The sequence below is a fragment of the Desulfovibrio sp. SGI.230 genome (genome assembly GCF_050313065.1).
GTDB lineage: Bacteria > Desulfobacterota > Desulfovibrionia > Desulfovibrionales > Desulfovibrionaceae > Desulfovibrio.
This window is the reverse complement of sequence record NZ_JBNPKS010000002.1, coordinates 230,433-254,887: the sequence shown is the minus strand read 5'-3', so window position 1 is coordinate 254,887 and position 24,455 is coordinate 230,433. Positions and strand designations below refer to the sequence as shown.

Annotated in this window: 20 protein-coding genes; 3 read left to right on the top strand and 17 right to left on the bottom strand. The window is 66.4% G+C overall.

What is annotated here, in order from left to right; translation table 11 throughout:
- Positions 1-5: 5 nt before the first annotated feature.
- Positions 6-602 carry an IMP cyclohydrolase gene (locus ACQRAG_RS03155; protein WP_006008060.1) on the bottom strand — a complete coding sequence of 199 codons (597 nt, stop codon included), beginning with the start codon at positions 600-602 and terminating at the stop codon, positions 6-8.
- Positions 603-725: 123 nt separating this feature from the next.
- Here ACQRAG_RS03155 and ACQRAG_RS03150 point away from each other — a divergent pair, with 123 nt between their 5' ends.
- Together ACQRAG_RS03150 and ACQRAG_RS03145 are read left to right on the top strand one after the other, a co-directional pair.
- On the top strand, positions 726-1,535 hold the full coding sequence (locus tag ACQRAG_RS03150; protein ID WP_168935541.1) for an exodeoxyribonuclease III: 810 nt from the start codon (positions 726-728) through the stop codon (positions 1,533-1,535).
- A gap of 154 nt (positions 1,536-1,689) precedes the next feature.
- Positions 1,690-2,418: an aspartate/glutamate racemase family protein gene (locus ACQRAG_RS03145; protein ID WP_168935539.1), complete on the top strand. Its 729-nt coding sequence runs from the start codon at positions 1,690-1,692 to the stop codon at positions 2,416-2,418.
- A gap of 123 nt (positions 2,419-2,541) precedes the next feature.
- On the opposite strand, the gene ACQRAG_RS03140 is transcribed toward ACQRAG_RS03145, so the two are convergent.
- The 4 genes from ACQRAG_RS03140 to ACQRAG_RS03125 all read right to left on the bottom strand — a co-directional run bounded on the left by ACQRAG_RS03140 (position 2,542) and on the right by ACQRAG_RS03125 (position 9,892).
- Positions 2,542-3,042, bottom strand: a complete 501-nt coding sequence (locus ACQRAG_RS03140) for a metal-dependent hydrolase (RefSeq protein WP_006008068.1) — start codon at positions 3,040-3,042, stop codon at positions 2,542-2,544.
- Positions 3,043-3,307: 265 nt separating this feature from the next.
- Complete coding sequence (locus ACQRAG_RS03135) at positions 3,308-5,566, bottom strand: vitamin B12-dependent ribonucleotide reductase (protein WP_239463885.1); 2,259 nt, start codon at positions 5,564-5,566, stop codon at positions 3,308-3,310.
- Between the two features lie 612 nt (positions 5,567-6,178).
- Positions 6,179-8,221 (bottom strand): small ribosomal subunit Rsm22 family protein, encoded by a 2,043-nt coding sequence (locus ACQRAG_RS03130; RefSeq protein ID WP_427803826.1) that lies wholly within the window; start codon positions 8,219-8,221, stop codon positions 6,179-6,181.
- Positions 8,222-9,892, bottom strand: a complete 1,671-nt coding sequence (locus tag ACQRAG_RS03125; protein ID WP_427803827.1) for an ASKHA domain-containing protein — start codon at positions 9,890-9,892, stop codon at positions 8,222-8,224.
- 104 nt (positions 9,893-9,996) lie between these two features.
- On the opposite strand from ACQRAG_RS03125, the gene ACQRAG_RS03120 reads away from it, so the two are divergent.
- Positions 9,997-10,701, top strand: a complete 705-nt coding sequence (locus ACQRAG_RS03120; RefSeq protein ID WP_427803828.1) for a hypothetical protein — start codon at positions 9,997-9,999, stop codon at positions 10,699-10,701.
- A gap of 21 nt (positions 10,702-10,722) precedes the next feature.
- On the opposite strand, the gene ACQRAG_RS03115 is transcribed toward ACQRAG_RS03120, so the two are convergent.
- The 12 genes from ACQRAG_RS03115 to thrS all read right to left on the bottom strand — a co-directional run bounded on the left by ACQRAG_RS03115 (position 10,723) and on the right by thrS (position 24,438).
- Complete coding sequence (locus ACQRAG_RS03115; RefSeq protein ID WP_204625612.1) at positions 10,723-11,496, bottom strand: methyltransferase domain-containing protein; 774 nt, start codon at positions 11,494-11,496, stop codon at positions 10,723-10,725.
- Positions 11,497-11,865: 369 nt separating this feature from the next.
- Entirely contained in the window at positions 11,866-13,038 is a 1,173-nt protein-coding gene (locus tag ACQRAG_RS03110) for a phosphoglycerate kinase (RefSeq protein ID WP_302260214.1), read from the bottom strand.
- A gap of 479 nt (positions 13,039-13,517) precedes the next feature.
- Positions 13,518-15,512 carry a transketolase gene (gene tkt / locus ACQRAG_RS03105; protein ID WP_204625613.1) on the bottom strand — a complete coding sequence of 665 codons (1,995 nt, stop codon included), beginning with the start codon at positions 15,510-15,512 and terminating at the stop codon, positions 13,518-13,520.
- A 19-nt stretch (positions 15,513-15,531) separates the two neighbouring features.
- Positions 15,532-16,263, bottom strand: coding sequence for a ribulose-phosphate 3-epimerase (gene rpe, locus ACQRAG_RS03100; RefSeq protein ID WP_168935532.1), 732 nt, complete (start codon positions 16,261-16,263; stop codon positions 15,532-15,534).
- Positions 16,264-16,335: 72 nt separating this feature from the next.
- Positions 16,336-16,677 carry a MerR family transcriptional regulator gene (locus tag ACQRAG_RS03095; RefSeq protein ID WP_168935531.1) on the bottom strand — a complete coding sequence of 114 codons (342 nt, stop codon included), beginning with the start codon at positions 16,675-16,677 and terminating at the stop codon, positions 16,336-16,338.
- Positions 16,678-16,833: 156 nt separating this feature from the next.
- The gene (gene pheT / locus ACQRAG_RS03090; protein ID WP_204674541.1) at positions 16,834-19,236 is read right to left on the bottom strand and encodes a phenylalanine--tRNA ligase subunit beta; all 2,403 of its coding nucleotides are present in this window, start codon (positions 19,234-19,236) and stop codon (positions 16,834-16,836) included.
- Between the two features lie 41 nt (positions 19,237-19,277).
- On the bottom strand, positions 19,278-19,661 hold the full coding sequence (locus tag ACQRAG_RS03085; protein WP_204674539.1) for a translation initiation factor IF-2: 384 nt from the start codon (positions 19,659-19,661) through the stop codon (positions 19,278-19,280).
- A gap of 10 nt (positions 19,662-19,671) precedes the next feature.
- Positions 19,672-20,715, bottom strand: coding sequence for a phenylalanine--tRNA ligase subunit alpha (gene pheS, locus ACQRAG_RS03080; RefSeq protein WP_204625616.1), 1,044 nt, complete (start codon positions 20,713-20,715; stop codon positions 19,672-19,674).
- A 262-nt stretch (positions 20,716-20,977) separates the two neighbouring features.
- Positions 20,978-21,328, bottom strand: a complete 351-nt coding sequence (rplT, locus tag ACQRAG_RS03075) for a 50S ribosomal protein L20 (protein WP_006008100.1) — start codon at positions 21,326-21,328, stop codon at positions 20,978-20,980.
- Positions 21,329-21,601: 273 nt separating this feature from the next.
- The gene (gene rpmI, locus ACQRAG_RS03070) at positions 21,602-21,799 is read right to left on the bottom strand and encodes a 50S ribosomal protein L35 (protein ID WP_006008104.1); all 198 of its coding nucleotides are present in this window, start codon (positions 21,797-21,799) and stop codon (positions 21,602-21,604) included.
- Positions 21,800-21,959: 160 nt separating this feature from the next.
- The gene (gene infC, locus ACQRAG_RS03065; RefSeq protein WP_006008106.1) at positions 21,960-22,490 is read right to left on the bottom strand and encodes a translation initiation factor IF-3; all 531 of its coding nucleotides are present in this window, start codon (positions 22,488-22,490) and stop codon (positions 21,960-21,962) included.
- A 1-nt stretch (position 22,491) separates the two neighbouring features.
- Entirely contained in the window at positions 22,492-24,438 is a 1,947-nt protein-coding gene (gene thrS / locus ACQRAG_RS03060; RefSeq protein WP_168935528.1) for a threonine--tRNA ligase, read from the bottom strand.
- Positions 24,439-24,455 lie beyond the last annotated feature (17 nt).

Sequence of the window (24,455 nt, the reverse complement as noted above, 5' to 3'; positions counted from 1 at the left end):
AATGGCTAGGCCCCCGGACGCAGGTAGGAGGTGATGAGGGCGTCGTAGCGCGAGGTGGCTTCAAACGCACGCGAGGCCATGGCCTGACGGAAGTCCAGGCTGACCTTCATGTCGTGTTCCTTCATCTCCTGCATGGCGGTGGCGTACCATTTGGTTCCGGGCAGCACCAGGATGCTGTGGAAGTTCTTGGCAGCGGCGCGGATCATGCAGGGACCGCCGATGTCGATTTCCTCCACGGCCTGTTCGAGCGAGAGCTTGCGCTCCACGGCACCGGCAAAGTCGTACAGGTTCACGCAGACCAGGTCGAAAGGCTTGATCTCCTTTTCTTCCAGCGTGGCCATGTGCTCGGGGATGTCCTTGTTGGCAAGGATGCCCCCGTGGATCTTGGGATGCAGCGTCTTCACGCGGCCGCCCAGGATCTCGGGGAAGCCGGTGACGTCACTGACGGCCGTCACGGGCAGACCGGCGGCCTGCAGGGCCTTCATGGTCCCGCCGGTGGAGACCAGCTCCACGCCGTTCTGCGACAGGAAGGTGGCAAATTCCACCAGTCCGGTTTTGTCCGTCACGCTCAGGATGGCGCGGCGGATAGGAAGCATATCCATACGGATTCTCCTTGGCTCATGTTGGCATTATTGCCGCAGGCGATTTTGCCAGAAAAACGGTCCGTTCGCAATGCCGCGCTTGCGGCCGGCACCACCTGCCGCTATGCTGGCGGCGGAGGTCCTATGTCCATCAGACTCGTATCCTGGAACGTCAACGGCCTGCGTGCCGTGTCCGCCAAACCCGAATGGCGCTGGTTCGCCGAGAACACCTGCGATGTCATCGGCCTGCAGGAGACCAAGGCCATGCCCGAGCAGCTCAAGCCCGAAGTGGCCAACCCCGAAGGCTGGGAGGCCCACTGGGCATCCAGCGTGGTGAAAAAAGGCTATTCCGGCGTGGCCGTGTTCAGCCGCATCAAACCGCTGGCCGTGCGCTGCGAACTGCCCCAGCCGGAATGGCAGGGCGAAGGGCGCATCCTGCATCTGGAATTTGAAAAGTTCCACTTCTTCAACGGCTATTTCCCCAACGGCGGCGCCGAGGAATTGGACGAGAACGGCAAGCCCATCCCCGGCCGTTTCAAGCGCGTGCCCTACAAGATGGGCTTTTTCGACGCTTTCACGGCCTATGCGGAAGAATGCCGCAAAAGCAAGCCCATCGTGGTCTGCGGGGACTTCAACATCGCCCACAAGGCCATCGACCTGGCGCGGCCCAAGCAGAACGAGAAGAACACCGGCTTTTTGCCCGAAGAACGCGCCTTTCTGGACCGCTTTACGGCCCTGGGCTATGTGGACACCTTCCGTCATGTGCACGGCGACGTGGAAGGCCGCTATTCCTGGTGGTCGTACAAGATGCGCGCCCGCGAGAAGAACGTGGGCTGGCGTATCGACTATTTCTTCGTTTCGGAAGAGCTGAAACCGTACATCCGTGACGCCTGGATCGAGGACGACGTCTACGGTTCGGACCACTGCCCCGTGGGCCTGGAGCTGGACATCTAGCCCGGCACCCGGAGGCATCCCTGCCGGGAACGCTGATACCACAGAAGGCGCGGCCTTGCCGTACAGGCGGGCCCCGTCGTCATGTCCGGGGCATCGTGCCGGGCAGGGGCGCCCGGCAGACGGCGCATCATTGAAGCATCAGAGGTGAAGCCACATGAAAACCATCGGCCTTCTGGGCGGTATGAGCTGGGAAAGCACGCTGACCTATTATCAGATCATCAACATGGTGACGGCCCAGACCCTGGGCGGTCTGCATTCGGCCCGCTGCCTGCTCTACAGCGTGGACTTTGACGAGATCGAACGCTGCCAGCAGGCCGGGGACTGGGACAGGAGCGCCCGCATCCTGGCCGATGCCGCACAGGCCCTGGAGCGGGGCGGGGCGGATTTTCTGGTCATCTGCACCAACACCATGCACAAGGTGGCCCCGCAGATCGCCGCCGCCGTGGGCATCCCGCTGATGCACATCGCCGACGTGACGGCCCGGCAGTTGCACATGGCGGGCGTGCAGCGCGTGGGCCTGCTGGGCACCCGCTACACCATGGAAGAGGATTTCTACACCGGCCGTCTGGAAGCCAACGGCCTGCAGGTGCTGGTGCCCGAGGCGGACGACCGGGCCGAGATCAACCGCGTGATCTTCGAGGAGCTCTGCCGGGGCGTCATCAAGGACAGCTCGCGCGAGACCTTCTTGCGGGCCATCCGGGATCTGGCCGCCCGGGGCGCGCAGGGCGTGATCCTGGGCTGCACCGAGATCGGCATGCTGGTGCAGCAGGAGAACATCGCCGTGCCCCTGTTCGATACCACGCTCATCCATGCCCGCACGGCCGCGCTGGTGGCCATCAACGAGACGCCGGTGGACACCGAGCCGGTGAAGGTGAAGAAGTAGCGGCCGCTCTGGACGTTGCCCTTTTGCGAGCAAACAAAAAAGCCTCCCGTCATGGGAGGCTTTTTTGTTGCGCATACGCCGCACAGAGGAAGGAAAAAAGAGTCGCGTCCCTTCTATCCACACCTAGAAATGCAGCACGGGCATGCCCAGCTGGCGAACGTGACGGATGAGCTCCTTCATTTCCGGGCCCAGCAAAAAGCCCAGCAGGACGAGCATCACGCCCAGAAAGACATATTCGCCCACGCTGCCCGTGGAGCAGACCTTGAACGAGAGCTTGTTCTTGCGGGAAAAGGGATGCAGGGGGATGCCCGAAGGGGTCAGCATGTCCAGCACCACATGACTGATGCCGCCCAGACCGATGCCCAGCAGGGCGGGCTGCCAGTGCGGGGGCACCAGATGGCTGCAGGCCACCAGCAGGATGGCGACCCACCAGCCGAACCAGTGGGTGGTGCCGCGGTGGATCTGGTTGAAGGTGCGCTGCGGGTTGCGGGAGCGCTTGGCGATGGCCTGGTCGAGCTTGTCGGGCAGGATGGCGCCGAGACAGGCGGCGACCACGCCTTCCAGCGGCAGGTGCAGGGCCAGGGCGGCGCCGACGCCCGCCGTCTGGTGGGTGATCCATTTCATGGGAGCTCCGTAAGACTGGGGATACCGTCCCGGAAGGCCGGGCGCGGGCTGCGGTCAAAGGGGCGGGCGGAGGCTGTCTCCGCTTGTCCTGTTCCGGTAGCGGGCGCACCTGCCGGGCACATGCGGGCAGAGGATGCAGGCTGTGCGGCGCGGCATCCGCCCTTGCCGTGCAAACGGCAGGCAGCGAAAAGAAGGGGCCACCGGCAGGCCTTTCCGTCGCGCAGGGCGACAGAGGCGTCCGGCAGCCCCCTCCGTACGGATCGTTCTAGCCGCAGCGGGAGAAGCCGCAGGCGGGGCAGATCAGGCAGCCTTCCTGGAAGACCAGGGGCTCGTCGCATTCGGGGCAGCGGTGTTCCTCGATGTCGGCCACACCGGAGCCCAGATGCTCGTCCTTGAGGTAGCGGCGTTCCAGCACCCAGGCGATGGCGTCCGGGATGGAGAGCAGCAGGCCCTTGCCGCGGAACACGGGATGTTCGCCGCCGATGCCCTTGATCTGGGCCACGATGTCGCGCACCTCCACGCCGGAACGCAGGGCCAGGGACACCAGACGCCCGATGGCTTCGGCCTTGGCCGTGATGGAACGGCCGGACTTGCCGATGGTGGCGAAGACCTCGAAGGGCTTGCCGTCGATCTCGTTGACGGTCAGGTACATGGCGCCCAGGCCGGTCTGGATCTTCTGGGTGAAGCCCTGCACCACTTCGGGACGCTTGCGCACCACGCCCAGACGGGGCTTTTCCGCAGGTGCGGGGGCTTCGCCGTCCATCTTCTTCTGGCCTTCGCCGGTGGCCAGCACCTGCAGGCTCTTGCAGCCGTCACGGTACACGGTGACGCCCTTGCAGCCTTCCTTGTAGGCCAGCCAGTAGATGTCGTGGATGTCCTGTTCGGTGGCGCTGTGGGGCAGGTTCACGGTCTTGGACACGGCATTGTCCGTATGGCGCTGGAAGGCGGCCTGCATGCGCAGGTGCCAGACGGGATCGATGTCCATGGCCGTGACGAAGACCTTGCGCATGGCGGCGGGCAGGGCATCCAGGGACTGGATGGAGCCTTTTTCCACCACCTGCTCCATGAGTTCGGGCGTGCCCAGACCGGCTTCCTTGAGGGCGGCCTCGAAATAGGGGTTCACTTCCACCAGGCGTTCGCCGTCCAGGATGTTGCGGGTGAAGCAAAGGGCGAACAGGGGTTCCACGCCCGAGGAGCAGCCGCCGATGATGGACAGGGTGCCCGTGGGCGCGATGGTGGTGACGGTGGCATTGCGGTAGGGGCCTTCGCCGCGCTGGGGGAAGACGGATTCCGCATAGGCCGGGAAGGGCCCGCGCTCTTCGGCCAGACGGGCCGAGGCGGCGTGGCCTTCGGCATTGATGAAACCCATGATGCGCTCGGCCAGGGCGATGCCCGCCTCGGAATCATAGGGGATGCCCAGCTGGAAGAGCAGGTCGGCAAAGCCCATGACGCCCAGGCCGATCTTGCGGTTGCGGCGCACGGTCTCGTCGATGCGTTCCAGCGGGAAGCGCGAGGCGTCGATGACGTTGTCCAGGAAGCGCACGGCCAGATGCACCACCTGCTTCAGGCCGTCCCAGTCGATACCGGCCGCGGCGGGATCTTCGTCATGCTCGTGGCCGGGCACGAAGAAGCAGGCCAGATTGATGGAGCCCAGGTTGCAGGCCTCGTAGGGCAGCAGGGGCTGTTCGCCGCAGGGGTTGGTGGATTCGATCTCGCCCTGGGCGGGCGTGGGGTTGTCGCGGTTGATGCGGTCCAGGAAGACGATGCCGGGGTCGCCCGTCTGCCAGGCGCGGCAGACCAGCAGGTCGAAGATCTCGCGGGCGCGCAGGCTGCCGGTGACCTTGCCGGTGTGGGGATCGGTCAGCTCGTAGTTCTCGTCGCGCTCCACGGCCTGCATGAAGGCTTCGGTCAGGCCCACGGAAAGGTTGAAGTTGTTGAATTCCCCTTCCTTTTCCTTGGCCCGGATGAATTCCACGATGTCGGGATGGTCCACGCGCAGGATGCCCATGTTGGCACCGCGCCGGGTACCGCCCTGCTTGATCTGTTCCGTGGCGGTATTGAAGATGCGCAGGAAGGAGACCGGGCCGGAAGCCACGCCGCCGGTGGAGCCCACACGGCTGGCCTTGGGGCGCAGGCGGGAGAAGGAGAAGCCCGTGCCGCCGCCGGACTTGTGGATCATGGCGGCGAACTTGACGGCATCGAAGATCTCTTCGATGGAGTCGCCCACCGGCAGGACGAAGCAGGCGGAGAGCTGGCCCAGCTCGCTGGCGGCGTTCATCAGGGTGGGGGAGTTGGGCAGGAAGCGCCAGCTGGTCATCAGGTCGTAGAACTGGCGGGCCAGGTCGTCGGCGGTGAAGGGGGAACGCTCGTATTTGGCTTCTTCAGCGGCGATGGCACTGGCCACACGCCAGAAGAGGTCACGGGGCGTCTCGGTGCTGCCATCTGCTTTTTTGTGCAGATAGCGTTTCTGCAGCACCACTTCCGTGTTGGGCTTGAGCTGCGGCTCGGGCAGATCGTGAGGCATGGGAGGGATCATGGCAGACCTTTGGGTAAAAAGAAAAGCGGCTGGCCTCCCGCTGGGGGAAAGTCGGCACGCTGGATCGATCGGCTTCACAGGCCGGGCGGTCTGGAACCGCGCGGCGAAAGCCCTTTATACGCGTTCCCCTGGGGAAAATAAAGGGCCTCTTCCAGTGGAGAAGAAAAGCCCGCTTTGATCTTGTTCAATAAAATCAGGATGTTTTTTGAAGAAAACGGCTCTAGTCACCGGCGGAGGGCCCACGGGGGAAAAATCCCCGCAGGGCCTTGACCTGCAAAGAAAAAGGCGGGGAAAGAAAAATTTTTCCGGGCCCGGAAAAAGATTTTTGTCACAGAGCGCCGGAAAAGCCCTCCGGCAGAGCCTGCCGGGCTTGCCCGCAGGTGCCGTGCTGCTACCGGTGGCGGGACCGGGCACCGGGCAAAACGAAGGGGAAGGGGCGCGGGACCCCTTCCCCATATCTTTTATTTCATGGGCATCCGCCAGATCACAGGCAGCAGCGGCGCGGCCGCTGCCGGTCAGACGTAACGCCCGTGCGGCAGGCCTGCGGACATGTGTATGAAAACACGTTTGCCCGTTGCGGGCCCTTCGCAGGAAGGGCGGCTAGTCCTCCCCGCGGCCACGGCCTCGTCTGGGGGCATCGCCCTGACGTTTGTCTCCGGAGCGCCGGTCAGAGCGCTGATCAGGGCGGCGACCATCGGATCTGCGGTCGTTCCGGGGGAAGGCACGGGGATCGTCGTTCCTGTCAGGACGGCGGTCGCCTTCATACCGTCCGGGACGCCGGTCCTGAGGATGGGCCGGTCGTTCCGGGGCCCCGCGCCGGTCGTCACGGCGGGGCTGGCGGTCGTTGCCGTTGCGGCGGTCGCGGAAGGCGCCGTCGGCAGTGTCGCGTTCGTCGGAGCGCCTGCCGAAGCGCTTGTCCCCGTATCTGTCCTCCTGCCGGTCACGGAAGTTCCGGCGCGGTTCTTCGGAGCCCGCGAAACGTCCCGGGCCGCGGCTGCCGCCGGGGACGGCGGGCAGGGCCAGCAGCAGGGCTCCGCTCTTGCGGTCACGGCGGGGCGTGCCGGGCCGTTCGTCCGCCTGGGCCCGGGCCGTGAGCTGCGCGCCCGAGGGCAGGGCGGCGGCATCGGGCACCACGGCCAGACCGGCGGCACAGCAGGCATAACGGGCCTGGCCGCGCAGGCCGGGCACTACGAAGGGCGAGGAGAGCACACGCACGGGCCGGGGCTGGCGCAGCATGGCCGCAGCTTCGCGGCTGTTGTCCGGGGCCTCGTCATCAAGGTCGTCCAGATCGTCGAACAGGCTCTCCCCGGCGGCCGGGTCGGCCCGCAGCAACAGCGGGGCCAGGCTCAGGGCGCTCTTGGCCAGACCGGCGGCGGAGGACAGCTCCTGCAGCCATTGCGGCGCACCTTCGCAGTCGAAAGTGAAGTGGCACCAGCCGCGTCCGGCATGGGCGTGGGCCAGCGGGCAGGGGGCCCGGTGCGTGCAGGGGGCCAGGGGCATCAGGTCACGCTCCAGCGCGGCATCCCGCAGGCGGCTGATGGTCTTGCCGCCCAGACGGGTGCCGGGCTCCACGAAGAGGGCCGCGGGCAGCAGGGCCTCGTCGGCGCTGCCGGTCTCGTCCTCGTTCAGGGGCGCGGGCCAGCACAGGGGCTCCAGCTCGTCCAGAAGGTTCTCCAGACGGCGCACGCCGCCGGAGCCTTCTTCGTCCTCGTCGTCTTCGCGGTTCATCTGGCGGCTCTCGGCGCTCAGTTCGTTGAGCACGTTGGCCGCCGTGAGCAGCCAGGGGCGCAGGTGGCGTTCCTGACGCTCCAGGGTATCGGCCAGTTTGCGTTCCAGGCGCGGCATGTGCTCCAGCGAGCCCCGCTCCACACGCACCTGCCAGACGGGCTGGCCCAGGATGTCGCCCCAGGCGGCCATGACGTCGCGGCCCAGTTCCATGGGCTGCACGGCATTGTCCACGGCCAGCACCTGGATGGGCAGGGCGCGCCATTCGGGACGGGCCAGCCACAGGGCCAGCGGCACGCTCAGGGGGCCGGAACCGCCGTCCAGCAGCAGGGGCGTCTGGCCCTTCTCCAGCCAGAGGCGGGGATCGGGCAGGGGCAGGGAACGGAACAGGCGCGCCAGACGCAGCACGTTCCAGGGCAGGAAATAATACAGATAGGCGCTGGTGCTGGCCGGGGAACTCCAGTAGGGCCGGTAGAGGCCGGCGCGTTCGCAGGTCAGCAGACGGGAAAGGGCCTCGATGTCCGCAGGCAGGTTGCGGTAATGGGCGCTGCGCAGCGGGCGCACCGTACGCAGGGCCTGGCCCAGGGCATCCAGTTCCCGCCGGACCACGTCGGGCAGGGCGGGCAGGAGCTCGGACTCCATCTGCCACGGGGACGGACGGGCGTCACGGGGCGCACGGGCCTCCCGCTGGCCGGGGCGGCTCCAGCCGGAGAACTCTTCCTGACGCCGTGAGGAGCGCTCGGCCTGCTCACCGGTAAAGGAGGAGTACTGGCGGCGCGGTGTTTCGGAACGGCGGCCACGCTCGCGGTCGTTACGGGATTCTTCATGGAAAGAACGGCGCTCCGTCGTGCGGCCTGCGGGGCGCTGACCGCGGGGGGCCGGAGCTTCGCCGTATTTTTTCTGTCGGGTATCGGACATTTATACTCCAAAGCGCATATGGCGCAGGTAATCGGCATGGAAGCCGGGATCTTCAGCAACAGGGACGAGCGTGGCCGCGGCGCACCAGCGTGCCAGTGCGGGCAGGCGCCAGGGCTCGGCAGCCAGCAGGGCGGCGCCATCCAGCGAGCTGTTGCCCACGGCACGCACGCGCCGCCCCATGCCGGAGGGCAAAAAGCCCAGCTCTTCCAGACAGGCGGGCGGACAATGTTCGCCCAGAGCACCGGCCAGGGCCAGACAGGCCACATCGGCGGCGGCCAGCCCTGCGGCCCGCAGCAGGGCCTCCAGAGCCTGGGAGAAGGCGGCCTTGACCTTGAGCAGTTCCTCCACGTCGGCGGCGGCCAGCCATTGCCCGTACGGCAGGGGCAGGCGCAGCCCCGTCCGGGCCTGCTGGGGCGGCGGGGCCACACGCCGGGCCAGCGGCGAGGCGGGCGTGCGGAAATGCCCGTCCGCATCCAGACAGCCCAGACGCAGCAGCAGGGCCAGCAGGGAAAGATAGCCCGTGGCGCTGATGCCCTGCACATCGGCCCCGGCCGCCAGGGGGCCGTCCACACTGTGGCAGGCCAGTCCCAGGGGCGAGACCTCGAAACGGGTGATGCTCCCCGGCCCGGCCATGCGGCCGCACTGGGGCCCGATGCCTTCCAGGGCGGGGCCCAGCGGGACGCTGGCAAGCCACAGACGGCCCCGGGCGTCCACGAGGGCCAGCTCGCCGTTGGTGCCCAGGTCGGCCAGCAGCAGCGGACGCGGCAGGCCGTCGGCCAGCAAACGGAGCAGTCCGGCGCTGATGTCGCCGCCCACGAAGGGCGCGGGCAGGGGCGGGATCAACAGCGGCGGCAGCCCTTCCACGGTCAGGCCGCAGCCGCCCGCATGGCTGCGCCGGTAGGGCGCGGCGCACAGGCCGCTGATGTCCCTGTCCAGAAAAATGTCGGTCATGGCCGTATTGGCCGCCAGTACCAGCCGCTCCACAGGGATGCCGGGCAGGGAGGCCGTCTGCTGCCGCAGCAGGGCCGCCAGATGGTCACGTACCAGCCGGGCGAGCCGGGCCCGGCCTTCGGGCGCACTGGCCACGGCCAGGCGGGACATGACGTCCGCGCCTGCCCCGGCCTGCGGGTTGAGGTCGTGCCCTTCGGCCACCACGGACACCGGCAGGGGCGGACGGCAGAGCAGGGAAAAATCGTCAGGGGCCGGTTCTTCCCGGACATCGGGGACGGCGATCAGGCGCCAGTACAGCGACGTGGTGCCCAGGTCCACGGCCAGGGCCAGATGGTCCTGTTCCGGGAGGGAGGGCGCGGCCGTGGTCATGACCGTCATTTTTTCCGGTGCGGGCACATCGAGATGCAGCTCCGGGCCCATGGCGTCAGTTATCTGACGACGGCAGGCCAGACGCCAGCCCCGGGCCAGCAGGTCGGGGCCCAGGATCTCCTCTTCTTCCGGCAGGGGATCGGGCGCCACGGACAAGTCATGGAAGCGGACCCGGCAGCGGCCGCAACGGCCCAGACCGGAACAAAGGGGCACGGGCGCCGCCAGCCCGCCCAGCCAGACGGCCCGGGCCAGATCGTCGCCGGGGGCCGCATGGCCGCAACGCGGGGGCGCGGCAGGGACATCATCCTGCCCGGCGCTCGTGCGGGGCAGTTCATGGACACAAAGTTTCATGCCGCCACACTGCCTCAAGGCGACGGGCAAGGCAAGCCTCGGAGGCCCGGGCGTTTGGCCTCGTTCTTGCATTCTTTGTCGCAAACTACGGGAAATCGACAGTCATGAGCAGCATACTTTCACAGGAAGAGATCGCCGCCCTGTTGCACGGCCTGCCTGCCGCCGGAGGGAATGACGCTCCGCCGGCCGGAGCGGCCGCCCCTGCGGACGACGAAGCCCGGCTGGATGCCCTGGCCGCGCGCTGCGCCCGCCTGTGCGCCGCCAGCATGGAGGAGCAGCGGGGGCGCCTGCTGGAGCTGACGCCGCAGCCCGTGCGCCGTCGTCCTTTCGGCAGCGTGGCGGACAGCATACGCGAGGCTTCCTGTTGCTGTGCCGTGGAGCTGGAGGGCCTGGAAGAGCCCGCGCTGCTCGTGCTGGACAGAGCCTTCGTCTTCAGCCTGCTGGAAGAATTTTTCGGCGCGGGGGGCTTCGAGCGCCCCGACCGGCGTCCCCTGACCGCGCTGGAGACCATGCTGGCCCGCAAGTTCGCGGACCGCTTCCTGGCCGCCTTCGATCTGGCCAGCAAACCGTCGTCCTGGCATCCCCGCTGCGGCCACGGCTCCTCCCTGCCGCGTCTGGCCGTCTTGACCCCCGATGAGCAGCCGGTCTGGCATCTGGCCTTCCGCAGCCTGCTGGGCGGCCGTGCCGGGGCCCTGTGCCTGTGCCTGCCCGAGGATTTCAGCACCCATCTTGCCGTACGCTCGGCCTTGCCCGGTCCCGGCCGGGAAAAAAATATCCCGGACGCGGCAGGCGCATCCGGGATCATCTAGCAGGGATATCTTCGGGCCGGGCTAACAGCCGCGTATCCAGTAGGTCTCGAAACCGTCTTCCAGCCAGCCGTCTTCCAGATGGCGGAAATCCGCCTTGCGCAGCAGCTCGCGGTATTCGTCGCGGGTACGGCGCCAGCCCCAGAACTGCTGGCGGCGGATGCCCAGGAAGTGCAGGAAGCCGCGGATGACGATCTTGAGGGCGTTGACGAAACTGCCGATGAAGCTGTCTTCCTGCAGCAGCGAGGCCGAAAGGCAGATGAGCTGGCCGCCGGGCACGAGCTGTGCCCGCAGTTCGCCCAGCAGGTGCTGGAGCTCGCGGGTGGGGATGCTGTAGTCCACGGCCGAAAGATAGATGACGTCATAAAAGACGTCCGGCGGCAGGCAGGCCGGGGGCATGCCGATATACATGCGCTCGTTGGGCACATGACGGCGCAGCCAGCGCATGCTGACGGTGCTGGGCTCGTTGACGTGCAGCTCCAGCTCGTCGGCCGACATCTCCTCCACCAGACAATGTTCCATATAGCCTACGCCGCTGCCGATGGAGAGCACACGCAGCGGGCCGGAACCTTCAGGACGCAGGGCGGCCTGTTCGCGCAGGCGGGCGGCCAGCCACTGGGCGTCCTTGCGCTTGTTCTGCCGCCAGAGGGCGGGCAGATCGTCCCAGTCCTTGAAGCGCCGGAACAGCTCTTCATAGAAGGTGGCGTAAAACTTAGGTTCCGCCAGATGGAAAAAAGAAATGTGCGAGAATGACGTAAACGGGATTCCCTGCCAGCTTTCCTGATAAAAACGCCGCACATTTTCCTCCATAAAAGACAAAAGAGGGGGCGGGCCCGGGGCCCGCGGACGGTGGTACGGCAAAGGGGCTCCCCCTGCCGGACGCAGCGCGATGATACCCCAGCCGGGCCGTCCGCGCAACGTGCCGGAGGCATTGACGGGGCCGGAAGACGAAAAAAACTCGTTCGGGGCAGAAAAAGGAAAGGCCGGGAGAGCTTTCCCTCATCATTCCAGGGCAGGGAAACTTGCCGGGGGAGGGGCGGCAGGGCAACGGCCTTGTGGCGCTCTGCGGGCCAGGCGCGCCGGACTCGCGGGCTGGTCAGCGTCCGAGTCCCGGGCCGGAGACAAAAAAATCCCGGAGGGGACGGGCCCCTCCGGGAAGAGCGTCAGTTATTCGCCGCGATCCTGCAGGGCGGCCACGGAGGGCAGCAGTTTGCCTTCCAGCAGCTCCAGGGAGGCGCCGCCGCCGGTGGAGATGTAGCCCATCTTGTCGGCCAGGCCGTAGCTTTCCACAGCGGCCACGGAGTCGCCGCCGCCCACCACCACGAAGGCGGGGGAAGCCGCCAGGGCTTCGGCCAGGGCCTTGGTGCCCGCGCCGAAGGGATCGGTCTCAAAGGCGCCCACGGGGCCGTTCCAGACCACGGTGGCAGCCTTCTGCAACAGACCGGCGTACAGTTCCACGGTCTTGGGACCCACGTCCAGGATCATCTCGTCAGCGGGCACCTTGTCCACGTCGCAGACCGTGGCGGTCTGGCCGGGGGCCAGTTCCCTGGCCGTGACCACGTCCACGGGCAGGGGCAGGGTCTTGCCCAGTTCCTTGGCCTTGGCCATGACCTTTTTGGCATCGTCCACCAGCTCGGGCTCATACAGGGAGGTGCCCACGCTGTAACCGGCAGCGGCCAGGAAGGTGTTGGCGATGCCGCCGCCCACGATGAGGGTATCCACCTTGCCCAGCAGGTTGTCCAGCAGGCCCAGCTTGGTGGAGACCTTGGAACCGCCGATAATGGCCATCAGCGGACGGGCGGGAGCGTCCAGCACCTTGGCGAAGGCGTCCAGCTCGGCGGCCATGAGCGGCCCGGCGCAGGCCACCTTGGCGGCGCGCACGGCCCCTTCGGTGGAGGAGTGGGCGCGGTGGGCGGCCCCGAAGGCGTCCATGACATAGATGTCGCCCAGAGCGGCCAGTTTGGCGGCCAGTTCGGGATCGTTCTTCTTTTCGCCCTTGAAGAAGCGGATGTTCTCCAGCAGCACCACTTCACCGGGAGCGGCCTTGGCGGCGTCGAAGTCGGCGGCCAGCTTCACGGGACGGCCCAGCAGGCCGGAAAGGTGGGCAGCCACCGGCGCCAGGGAGAACTTTTCTTCCACCACGCCTTCGGTGGGACGGCCCAGATGCGAGAGCAGGACCACGCCCGCGCCCTTGTCCAGCGCCATGCGGATGCCGGGCAGGGCCGCACGGATACGTTTGTCGTTGGTGATGCGGCCATCCTTCATGGGCACGTTGAGATCCTGGCGGATGACAACGGTCTTGCCGCTGCACTCCATGTCCTGCAACAGTCTGATGGGCATGTCTGCCTCCTTTTTGTCAGGGAAGGGATCACCGGGAAGGGCCGGGACACGGCGTCCGGTTTGTCAAAAAGATATGTTCCCCGAAGAGGAAAGTCCAGCCCGGCCCCAAAGGTCAAAGAGGATGCCGTTAGCGGAATATCCGGCAACCGCTGTCCCGCCTCCGGACGGGAGGACGGCATGGTGCGATGTCCTCAGGAGGATGTCTGTTCTGTATATCGGGCCCGTCAGGAGGATACGGCCCGGCATCTCTTGGGGGTAGGGGCAAGCAATGTCATGTTCGTCCCGCTCTTGGCGGCAGGACATGGCTGCGGCCTGTCCCGTCCACGCCCGCCAGCATGGAATTTGTCCTCTTTGGGCAGGACGCAAAAAGGCCCGGGACCTGGGGATATGTCATCCCGTGATCCCGGGCCTTGGTTTCACACGTTTGGGGGAGGGGCCCTAAAGCACAGGCCTCTCTCCGCAACAGCTCATGTCAGCCCTTAGCCCAGCAGCTGGCGGGCCATGTCGGCCAGGTGGGCGGAGGTGAAGCCGAAGTGTTCGGCCAGGGCCTTGCCCGGGCCGGAGGCACCGAAGGTGGTCATGCCGAGCACGGCGCCGTCCAGGCCCACATACTTGCGCCAGTAGTCGGCGGCAGCGGCTTCCACGGCCACGCGGGCACGCACGGCGGCGGGCAGCACGCTTTCGCGATAGGCGGCATCCTGGGCGTCGAAGCGCTCGCAGCAGGGCATGGAGACCACGCGCACCTTGCGGCCTTCGGCGGTCAGGGCCTCGGCGGCCTCAAGGGTGATGCCCACTTCGGAGCCGGTGGCCATGAGGATGAGCTCGGGGGTGCCGTCGCAGTCACGCAGCACGTAGCCGCCGCGGGCGATGGCCTGCACCTGGGCCTCGTCGCGGCTGACGAAGGGCAGGTTCTGGCGCGAGAGCGAGAGGCAGGTGGGACGGTGGGCGTTCTCCAGGGCGCACTGCCAGGCAACGGCGGTCTCCACGGTGTCGCAGGGACGCCAGACATCCAGGCCGGGCATGAGGCGCAGACCGGGCACCTGTTCGATGGGCTGGTGGGTGGGGCCGTCCTCGCCCACACCGATGGAGTCGTGGGTGAAGACCCAGACCGCACGGGTGCCCATGAGGGCCGCCAGACGCAGGGCGTTCTTGGCGTAATCGGAGAAGACCATGAAGGTGCCGGCGTAGGGGATGAAGCCGCCGTGCAGGGCCAGACCGTTCATGATGGCGCTCATGCCGAACTCGCGCACACCGTAGGCCAGATAGTTGCCGGTGCAGGTGGCGGGATCGAAGTTCACGGAATGGCTGGTCTTGGTGCCCACGGAACCGGTCAGGTCGGCGGAACCGCCCAGCATCTCGGGCAGGTTGCCCACCAGTTCTTCCAGGGCCTTCTTGGAGGCCACGCGGGTGGCGATGCTCTCACCGGCTTCCACGGCCTTCTTGACCATGGCGGCGGCGATGTCGGCCCAGTCAGCGGGCAGGTCGCCCTTCATGCGGCGTTCCAGTTCGGCGGCCAGCTCGGGACAGGCGGCGCGGTAGGCGTCGAAACGGGCCTGCCATTCGGCTTCGGCCTTCTTGCCGGCTTCACGGGCGTCCCAGGCGGCGGCGATGTCGTCCGGCACGGAGAAAGCGGGCTGATGCCATTCCAGAGCGGCACAGGTGGCGGCGGCCACGTCCACGCCCAGGGGCGAGCCGTGGCAGGAGGCGGAGTCGGCCTTGGAGGAACCGAAACCGATGTGGGTCTTGCAGATGATGAGGCTGGGATGCTCGGCGTCGGCGCGGGCTTCGGCCAGGGCGGCGTCCAGGGCCTCGGCATCATGGCCGTCCACGGGACCGATGACCTGCCAGCCGTAGGCTTTGTAGCGGGCGGCCACGTCTTCGGTGAACCAGCCGTCGATCTTGCCGTCGATGGAGATGCCGTTGGAGTCGTACAGGGCGATGAGCTTGCCCAGGCCCCACACGCCGGCCAGGGAGCAGGCTTCGTGGGACACGCCTTCCATGAGACAGCCGTCACCGAGGAACACGTAGGTGTGGTGGTCGATGACCGTGTGCTCGGGGGTGTTGAAGCGGGTGGCCAGCATCTTTTCGGCCAGGGCCATGCCCACGGCGGACGAGATGCCCTGACCCAGGGGACCGGTGGTCATTTCCACGCCGGGGGTCACGTCGCATTCGGGATGGCCGGGGGTGCGGGAGCCCAGCTGGCGGAAGTTGCGGATGTCGTCCATGCTCAGGTCGTAGCCGGTGAGGTGCAGCACGGCATAGAGCAGCATGGAGGCGTGACCGTTGGACAGCACGAAGCGGTCACGATCCATCCAGCCGGGATTGGCGGGATTGTGTTTGAAGCCGTGGCGCCAGAGGGCTTCGGCCATGTCGGCCATGCCCAGGGGGGCGCCGGGATGACCGGAACGGGACTTCTCGATGGCGTCGATGGCAAGGGCGCGGATGGCGTTGGCACACTGTCTGCGGGTAGGCATGATGCGGTCCTTTGTTGAGTTATTTTTTCAGGGCGCGGCCGGGCTGCCACAGGGCGGCCGCAGCGCAACGGGCATTGTGGGCATTATCGGCCGCAGCCTGGGCGGCGGCCTGGAATTTCTGATGGCACTGGTCATAGGGCGGATGGCCGAAGAAGGCCGAGCCCGAGACCAGCACGTCGGCACCGGCGGCCACCAGCTGTGCGGTGTTCTCGGGGCAGGCGCCGCCGTCCACCTGGATGAGCACGTCCCCGGCACCGGCGGCGTTGAGCATGGCGCGGGTGGCGCGGATCTTGTCGAAGCTCTGGGGGATGAACTTCTGGCCGGAGAAGCCGGGGTTCACGCTCATGACCAGCACCATGTCCAGATCGGGGGCCAGCCAGCGCAGGGAGGCGATGTCCGTACCGGGGTTGAAGGCCAGACCGGCTTTCATGCCCAGGCGGCGGATCTCGCTGAGGGTGCGCTGGGGGTGGCGGTCGGCCTCGGCGTGGATGACCAGCATGTCGGCCCCGGCATCACGGAAGGATTCCAGATAGCGGGCGGGCTCCTCGATCATGAGGTGCACGTCGAAGAAAAGTTTGCTGCTGCGTTTGCGCAGGCTTTTGATGACGGGCTGGCCAAAGGTGATATTGGGCACGAAGGCCCCGTCCATGATGTCCAGGTGCAGCCAGGAGATGCCCGCGGCCTCAAGGGCGGCGAGCTCGTCGGCCAGACGGGAGAAATCGGCGGAGAGCAGGGAAGGAGAAAGGATCATGCGGCATCCTGTGGTGCGCTGCCTGTCGTGCAGGACCGCCGCGGCGTACTGCCGGAGCGGCAGGACAGGGGATCACCGGCCGGCCAGAACGCGGCGCAGCTCGGTCAGCTCGTTTTTCAGCTTCAGCATCAGGGCCGGATCGCGCTTGCTGGCGGCGCGTTCCGGCAGGACCTCGTCCAGGGTGGCGCTGCCGTCCAGGATGCGGCGCGCGCCTTCTATGGTCATGCCCTTCTGGTGCAGCAGCTGCTGGATGCGGCGCAGCAGGGCCATGTCCTCTTCGGTGTAGAAACGCTGGCCCGAGTCCGTACGCCGGGGAGTCAGCTGGGGGAACACCGTTTCCCAGAAACGCAGCACGGAAGTATTGAGGTTGAGCAGGGCGGCGGCTTGGCCGATCTTGTAGAGTTTTTCCGACATGCTCCCTCTCTTGCGGGTTTCACCGCGCGGGCCGGGGCCGCACGCAGCGCCACGGACCGCGGCCCCGCAAGGGGGCCGCAGCCCGTGGAATACCGTATCAGCAGCACTTCCGTCACGGGGCGGGCACGGCTCGCCCGGCACGGAAGGGGCAGGGGGCTAGATGCGTACGCCCAGCTCCTGCACCAGGGATTGTGCCACCTTTTCCCGCACTTTGTCCACTTCCGCATCCTTGAGGGTGCGCTCGGCGTGACGGAAGGTCAGGCGGAAGGTGAGGTTGCGTTCGTCGCTGCCTTCGGGGCTGAAGCTGTCCACCAGCACGGCGCCTTCCAGCAGGGGCTGCTTCTGGCCCATGATCTGGTCCAGGATGGCGCCCACGGTCACGCCCACAGGGGCGGCCACGGTGATGTCGCGGCGCACCGGCGGGAAGACGGCCAGGCTCTGGAAACGCACCTGGGCGGCATCATGCAGGCGGCGCAGCACGTCGAGGTTGAGCTCGGCCAGCCAGACGTCCTTGCGGGCGTGGAAGCTGTCGGCCATCTCGGGACGCACGCGGCCCATGACGCCCACCTCGGTGCCGTCCACGCTCAGGCGCACGCAGGGCAGCAGGTAGGGGTGGCTCTCGGCCAGTTCGCACACGGGGGCGGACAGGTTGAGGAAGTGCAGCAGGTGCTCCACGATGCCCTTGAGGTCGCTGTAATCCATGTCGGCTTCCACATGCGGCCAGGCGCTGTCGTGGCGCTGGCCGTAGAGGAGCACGCCCAGCATGCCGGTCTCGCTGGCGCCGGTGGCGTGGGGATCGTCGCTGGGAGCGGCCGTGAAGGTGTTGGCCAGCTCGAACAGGCGTACGCCCGCGGCGCCCTGGGCCAGGTTGTTGCGCAGGTCATGCAGCAGGCCGGGGGCCAGCACGGTGCGCAGGGCATCCTGTTCGGCGGAGAGCGGGTTCATGATGGAGATGCGGCCTTCGGCGGGCAGGCCCAGCAGGTCCAGATCCTTGTGGCCCACGAAGCTGTAGTTGACGGCTTCGTTGAGGCCCAGACCGGCGCCCCAGTGGCGCAGGCGGGACCAGAACTGGAAGGTGGACATGGGTTCGCCGGCGCGGCCCAGATCCTGCAGGAAGGCGGGCAGTTCGGGGGCGATGGTGTCCAGACCGTGTACACGGCCCACTTCTTCGATGAGGTCGGCTTCGCGGGTCAGGTCGGGGCGCCAGCTGGGCTGGGTGACCTGCCAGCTGTCGTCGCTGGTCTTCTCGATGGCGCAGCCCATGCCGGAGAGCACCTTCTCGTCGAAGTCGCGGCTCAGTTCCACGCCCAGCAGGGCGTTGGCGCGGGCGGGGCGGAACTCGATCTGCACGGGCACGAAGGGCTTAGGCTCGGCCAGGGTGTAGCCGGGGCAGACCTTGCCGCCGGCAGCGGCCACCATCATGGCGCAGGCACGGTCCAGGGCCCAGATGGAGCGCTTGTGGTCGATGCCGCGTTCGAAGCGGTAGGAGGATTCGGACGACAGGCCCAGACGGCGCGAGGTCTTGCGGATGGTGCCGGGACGGAACACGGCGCTTTCCAGGAAGACGTTGGTGCTGGCATCGTCGATCTCGGTGGCCTGGCCACCCATGACACCGGCCAGGGCCACGGCGCGTTCGGCGTCGCGGATGCAGAGGTCACGGGGATCGAGGGTGCGTTCCTGGCCGTCCAGGGTGACGATCTTCTCGCCCTGGGCGGCGGGGCTGACGATGATGCGGTTGCCGCGCAGCTTGTCCAGGTCGAAGGAATGCAGGGGCTGGCCGCATTCGAAGAGGATGTAGTTGGTCACGTCCACGATGTTGGAGATGGGACGCACGCCCACGGCATGCAGACGGTGACGGATGCGCATGGGCGAGGGAGCGATCTTGACGCCGGCGATGACGCGGCCGGCGTAAAGGTTGCACAGCTCGGGATCGCTGACTTCCACGCTGGGCAGGTCGCGGGCCGGGCCGTCCTCGCACAGGGGCAGTTCGGGGATGGTCAGGGGCAGGTTGAAGGCCAGGGCGGTCTCGCGGGCCAGGCCCAGCACGGAGAGACAGTCGGCGCGGTTGGGGGTGATGGAGATGTCCAGCACCTCGCGGTCCAGCTCCAGGGTGTCCACCAGACGGGTGCCGGGCACGGCGCTGTCGGGCAGGACCATGATGCCGCTGTGGTCTTCGGTGAGGCCCAGCTCGCGTTCGGAGCAGATCATGCCGAAGGAGGGAGCGCCGCGCAGCTTGGCCTTCTTGATGACCAGGCCGCCGGGCATGGTGGTGCCCACCAGGGCCACGGGGACTTTCTGGCCGGCGGCCACGTTGGGGGCGCCGCAGACGATGTCCAGCAGTTCGCCCTGGCCGGCGTCCACCTTGCAGATGTGCAGGTGGTCGGATTCGGGATGGTCGACGCATTCCACCACATGGCCCACCACGATGGGGGCGATGGCGTCATAGGGGCGCACGATTTCTTCCAGTTCCAGGCCCAGCATGGTCAGCCGGTCGCCCAGCTCCTGTGCCGTGCCTTCATACGGGACGAATTCGCGCAGCCACGAAAGAGAAAGCAGCATATGTCATCTCACTGGCCCCGCAGGGCCGGTTAGCAGTTGATTCAGTTGAAGTCCCAAGCCGGTTTGCCCGGCGTGTCGGCGTCGGGATCCGGCAGGGGGCGGCTCTGTTTGCGTCCGTAAGTGCCGTAGGCGCCGCCGCGGGGGCGCTTGCGGGGTTTCACTTCCTCGGGGCCGTAGTCCTTGAGCGGGCGGCCGTAGGCATCGGTATAGCCCATGCCGCGCTCGGTGGTGTTGCCGGCATTGCCCATGGCGGGCAGGCCTTCCATGGGCTTGGGCCCGCCGGGCGGTTCGAGACCGCTGTGGCGGGGGCTCAGGGCCGAGGCGGCCCAGGCATCACCGGCATCCAGCGCGGCGCTGCCGGCGGCGCAGAGCAGGGCCAGCAGCACGGGGACACAGGCACGGCGGAGACGGACGGACAGAGGCACGGGATCCACCCTAGGCGTGCAGGCCGAACTGGCCGAGGAAGCGCACGTCGTTCTCGAAGAACATGCGCAGGTCGCCGATGCCGTACTTGAGCATGGCCACACGTTCCACGCCCAGGCCGAAGGCGAAGCCGCTCACATCGGCGGGATAACCCACGGAGGCAAACACGGCGGGGTCCACCATGCCGCAGCCCAGGATCTCCACCCAGCCGGTGGTCTTGCACACGCGGCAGGGTTCGCCGTTGATGTGGCCCTTGCCGCCGCACATGCAACAGCTGATGTCCACTTCGGCGGAGGGTTCCGTGAAGGGGAAGAAGCTGGGGCGGAAGCGCACTTCGGTATGGCCGCCGAACACGGAGCGCACGAAGGCGGTGAGGGTGCCGCGCAGATGGGCCATGCTGATGTTCTGGCCCACCACCAGGCCTTCCACCTGATGGAACATGGGGGTGTGGGTCAGGTCGGAGTCGCGGCGGTAGACCTTGCCGGGAGCCACGATGGCCAGGGGAGGCTTGCGGCCCAGCATGGTACGCACCTGCACGGGAGAGGTGTGGGTGCGCATGAGCACGCGCTCGGTGATGTAGAGGGTGTCCTGCATGTCGCGGGCGGGATGTTCCGGCGGCATGTTGAGGGACTCGAAATTGTAGAAGTCGTTTTCCACTTCCGGGCCGGAAGCGATGTCGAAGCCCAGCTTGCTGAAGATGCCGCAGATCTCTTCCATCACCAGGGTGGTGGGGTGCAGCGAACCGCGCCAGGGGGCGCGACCGGGCAGGGAGGGGTCGAAGCGCTTGAGGGCCTCGGCTTCGCGGGCCGCTTCCAGGGCGGTCTTGCGGGCGTCGAACAGGGCGGTGAGGCGCTCCTTGACGCTGTTGGCCTTCTGACCCACGGCGGGGCGTTCCGCGGGGGGCAGCTTGGCCATGGAGCTCATGGCCTGGGCCAGTTTGCCCTTGCGGCCCAGAAAGTCCACCCGCAGTTCTTCCAGTTCATCCAACGAAGAAGCCCGGTCAAGACCTGCTTCGAGGTCTGTAACCAGGCTTTCCAGTACAGTCATCAAATCCATGCGAATTCCCGGAGCCGCCGCAGGCGGCGTTACGGTCAAAGGGACGGCCCTGACGGCCGCACACAACAGCGGCGGAGGGACACCATGTCCCGCCGCCACACGACAACAGGGCGCATGCCGCCGGGGCCGCATGCCGCGGCATCCGGGGCGCGCCCGATCTTACCGGAATCTCCGGCGGAAAAAAAGAGCGCGGCATATCCCGCACGAGGAAAAACCTCACGCCAAGACATGCCGCGCACTCAAAAAAGCTGTGGCGTGCCGACTACAGGGCAGCCTTGGCCATTTCCACCACCTTGGCGAAGTCGTCCTTGTGGTAGACGGCGAGGTCGGCCAGAACCTTGCGGTTCAGGGCGATGCCGGCCTTGTTCAGGCCGTGCATGAGGCGGCTGTAGGACAGGCCGTTCAGGCGCGCGCCGGCGTTGATACGCAGGATCCACAGGGTGCGGAAGTCGCGTTTGCGGTGCTTGCGGCCGATGAAGGAATACTGGAGCGAACGCTCCACAGCCTCACGGGCGGTACGATACAGACGGCTGCGGCCACCACGGAAACCCTTGGCCGCGCTCAGGTACTTTTTGTGCCGACGATGAGCGGCGAGACCTCTCTTCACACGCATGGGGGGTACCCTCCTTTCGCCCGGCCAAGGCGGAGGTATTGTGCCTGCCGGGGAAAAAAATTGATCCCAGATGGGGCGCAAATTGCTTGAAAAGAACGGCTTTGCGCTGGCCGTCGCCCCTGTGGGGCGCTGCGCCGCGCGGCGGTGCTGCGGCGGTCATGCCGCCTCCCGCATGCGGGCGCGCAATCCGGACGGATCAGAATTCACGCCGTCACGCTCTCGCGTTCCGGCACGGACGCTCCGCGCACGGAGCTTCCGCAAGGCTCGGGATGACTAGCCGTTGGGCAGCATCCGGCGCACGGCCTTCTCGTTGGTGCGGTCAACGATGGCGGCCTGGCCCAGGCGCATCTTGCGGCCGGGAGCCTTCTTGGTGAGGATGTGGCGCAGATTCTGACGACGACGCTTGAACTTGCCGCTGCCGGTGAGCTCGAAACGCTTGGCCGCGGAACGCCGGGTTTTGATCTTGGGCATGATATACTCCTTAGCGAATAACCTGCCCGTACACTACGGGCAGGAACGGCATATTGCCTGAAAAAGCCGTGCGGCGCAAGTGCAAAAATGCAGGGGCGCGCAGGCAGTCCTGACGGCACAGGCCACCTGTGACGTCAGGAAAAAAGGCTCTGGCGAAGGACTACTTCTTGGGCACCAGCAGCATCTGCAGGGTGCGGCCTTCGGCACGGGGCTCCTGGTCCACCTTGGCCACATCGGCCAGGTCCTGCACGACGCGTTCGAGGATGCTGATACCACGGTCCTTGTGGACGATCTCGCGGCCACGGAAGAACACCGTCACCTTGCAGCGGTCGCCGTCTTCCAAGAAGCGGCGGATGTGGCGCAGCTTGGTCTCGTAGTCATGGTCGTCGGTCTTGGGACGGACCTTGATTTCCTTGATCTGCACCACGCTCTGGCGCTTTTTGGCTTCCTGCTTCTTTTTCTGCTGCTCGTACTTGAACTTGCCGTAGTCCATGATGCGGCAGACAGGCGGTTCGGAGGTGGAAGCGACTTCCACCAGGTCCATACCGGCTTCCTTGGCAAGGGCAATAGCCTCGTTGCGCTGCAAAATACCCAGTTGTTCCCCATCGGCGCCGATGACGCGCACTTCGCGGGCGCGGATCATCTCGTTGCGACGCACGCCGTCCTGCGGCACGTCGCGCCGGGGTCTCATGTTAGGAGAAGCTATAGCGCATCCCTCCATTCTTGAAAGGCTCTTCGCTGTCCGTACGGATCAGGGCAGCCACTTCCGCCACGGACTTGAGCCCCAGGTTGTCCCCATTGCGCAGACGCACATTGACGCCGCCCGCCTGCGCTTCCTTTTCTCCAACCACCAGAATATACGGCACCTTGGCCAGCTGCGCCTCGCGCACCTTGAAGCCCAGCTTCTCGTTGCGCGTATCGGCCGTCACGCGGATCCCCAGAGCTTTCAGCTCCTCGCAGGCCTTGAGCGCGGCTTCGTTGTGGGCATCGGTGACCGTCAGGATCCGGGCCTGTTCGGGCGCCAGCCAGGTGGGCATGGCACCGGCGTACTGCTCGATGAGCACACCGATGAAGCGCTCCAGCGAGCCCATGATGGCCCGGTGCACCATGACAGGACGATGACGTTCGCCGTCCTGGCCCACATAGGTCAGGTCGAAACGTTCGGGCAGGGTGAAGTCCACCTGGATGGTGGAGCACTGCCATTCGCGACCGATGCAGTCCAGCAGGCGCACGTCGATCTTGGGACCGTAGAAAGCGCCGTCGCCCTCGTTGATCTCGTAGGGCATGTCGGCCTTCTTCACGGCCTCGATCAGGGCATTGGTCGCCAGTTCCCAGGCTTCGTCGGTACCGATGCTGTCCTTGGGACGGGTGGAGATGCCCACCTTGTAGTCGAAGCCGAACAGATGCATCAGGTCGCGGATCAGGTGGATGACACCGAGGATCTCGCCTTCCAGCTGTTCGGGCGTGCACAGGATGTGGGCATCGTCCTGGGTGAACTGACGCACACGCAGCAGACCGTGCAGGGTGCCGCTCTTTTCGTGGCGGTGCACCACGCCCAGCTCGAAGTAGCGCTGGGGCAGGTCACGGTAGCTGCGCAGATCGTTACGGTAGATCAGCATGTGCGAGATGCAGTTCATGGGCTTGATGCCGTACTGATCGTCCTCGATCTGGGTGAAATACATGTTCTGGCGATAGTGGTCGTAGTGACCGGAACGCTGCCAGGTCTCCACGCGCAGCAGCTGCGGGCCCTGCACCAGGTCGTAGTTGCGCTTGATGTGCTCGCGACGCCAGAAGTCTTCCAGGATGGTGCGCATCAGCATGCCCTTGGGCAGCCAGAAGACCATGCCGGGGGCCACGTCTTCATGGAAGGTGAAGAAGCCCAGTTCACGGCCCAGCTTGCGGTGGTCGCGGCGCTTGGCTTCTTCCAGCTGCTTCAGGTAGGCGTTGAGGGCCTTCTCGTCGGCAAAGGCGGTGCCGTACAGGCGGGAGAGCATGGGATTCTTTTCGTCGCCGCGCCAGTAGGCGCCGGCAGCGGAAAGGATCTTGCTGGCCTTGGAGAAGCCGGTGTGCGGCACGTGGGGGCCGCGGCACAGGTCGGTGAAATCACCGCAGGTGTACAGGGAGACCGTGTCGCCCTCGATGCCTTCGATGATCTCCACCTTGAAGTTCTCGCCCATCTTGCTGAACTTCTCGATGGCGTCGGCCTTGCTCATGGTGGTGCGCACGAAGGGCAGGCGTTCGTTGACGATGCGCTGCATCTCGGCTTCGATGGCCGGGAAGTCTTCGCTGGAGAAGGGCTTTTCCACGTCGAAGTCGTAGTAGAAGCCGTTTTCCACAGCGGGACCGATGGTCACCTTGGCCGAGGGGTAAAGCTTTTTCACCGCGGCGGCCATGACATGGGCCGTGGAATGGCGGATCATGCTCAGGCCTTCGGGAGAATCGGCGTACACGGGAGTGATGTCGGTACACTGGGCGGGAACGGTGGCGGAAAGATCGCACAAAGTCTCCGTGCCCTCTGCGGTCACACGCGCAGCCACCACGGATTTGAATTTTTTGCCGCTCAGCGCTTTCTGCAGAACAGCGGCCACATCACCCTGTTCGGGGGCGTCCACCACCTGTCCTTCCACGCGGACATCCATGCTTATACTCCTTCAGG

Excerpts from the sequence above, each read along its gene's own strand:
- ACQRAG_RS03155 (WP_006008060.1), bottom strand. The coding sequence starts at position 602 with ATGGATATGCTTCCTATCCGCCGCGCCATCCTGAGCGTGACGGACAAA.
- ACQRAG_RS03150 (WP_168935541.1), top strand. The coding sequence starts at position 726 with ATGTCCATCAGACTCGTATCCTGGAACGTCAACGGCCTGCGTGCCGTG.
- ACQRAG_RS03145 (WP_168935539.1), top strand. The coding sequence starts at position 1,690 with ATGAAAACCATCGGCCTTCTGGGCGGTATGAGCTGGGAAAGCACGCTG.
- ACQRAG_RS03140 (WP_006008068.1), bottom strand. The coding sequence starts at position 3,042 with ATGAAATGGATCACCCACCAGACGGCGGGCGTCGGCGCCGCCCTGGCC.
- ACQRAG_RS03135 (WP_239463885.1), bottom strand. The coding sequence starts at position 5,566 with ATGCCTCACGATCTGCCCGAGCCGCAGCTCAAGCCCAACACGGAAGTG.
- ACQRAG_RS03130 (WP_427803826.1), bottom strand. The coding sequence starts at position 8,221 with ATGTCCGATACCCGACAGAAAAAATACGGCGAAGCTCCGGCCCCCCGC.
- ACQRAG_RS03125 (WP_427803827.1), bottom strand. The coding sequence starts at position 9,892 with ATGAAACTTTGTGTCCATGAACTGCCCCGCACGAGCGCCGGGCAGGAT.
- ACQRAG_RS03120 (WP_427803828.1), top strand. The coding sequence starts at position 9,997 with ATGAGCAGCATACTTTCACAGGAAGAGATCGCCGCCCTGTTGCACGGC.
- ACQRAG_RS03110 (WP_302260214.1), bottom strand. The coding sequence starts at position 13,038 with ATGCCCATCAGACTGTTGCAGGACATGGAGTGCAGCGGCAAGACCGTT.
- tkt (WP_204625613.1), bottom strand. The coding sequence starts at position 15,512 with ATGCCTACCCGCAGACAGTGTGCCAACGCCATCCGCGCCCTTGCCATC.
- rpe (WP_168935532.1), bottom strand. The coding sequence starts at position 16,263 with ATGATCCTTTCTCCTTCCCTGCTCTCCGCCGATTTCTCCCGTCTGGCC.
- ACQRAG_RS03095 (WP_168935531.1), bottom strand. The coding sequence starts at position 16,677 with ATGTCGGAAAAACTCTACAAGATCGGCCAAGCCGCCGCCCTGCTCAAC.
- pheT (WP_204674541.1), bottom strand. The coding sequence starts at position 19,236 with ATGCTGCTTTCTCTTTCGTGGCTGCGCGAATTCGTCCCGTATGAAGGC.
- pheS (WP_204625616.1), bottom strand. The coding sequence starts at position 20,715 with ATGGATTTGATGACTGTACTGGAAAGCCTGGTTACAGACCTCGAAGCA.
- rplT (WP_006008100.1), bottom strand. The coding sequence starts at position 21,328 with ATGCGTGTGAAGAGAGGTCTCGCCGCTCATCGTCGGCACAAAAAGTAC.
- rpmI (WP_006008104.1), bottom strand. The coding sequence starts at position 21,799 with ATGCCCAAGATCAAAACCCGGCGTTCCGCGGCCAAGCGTTTCGAGCTC.
- infC (WP_006008106.1), bottom strand. The coding sequence starts at position 22,490 with ATGAGACCCCGGCGCGACGTGCCGCAGGACGGCGTGCGTCGCAACGAG.
- thrS (WP_168935528.1), bottom strand. The coding sequence starts at position 24,438 with ATGGATGTCCGCGTGGAAGGACAGGTGGTGGACGCCCCCGAACAGGGT.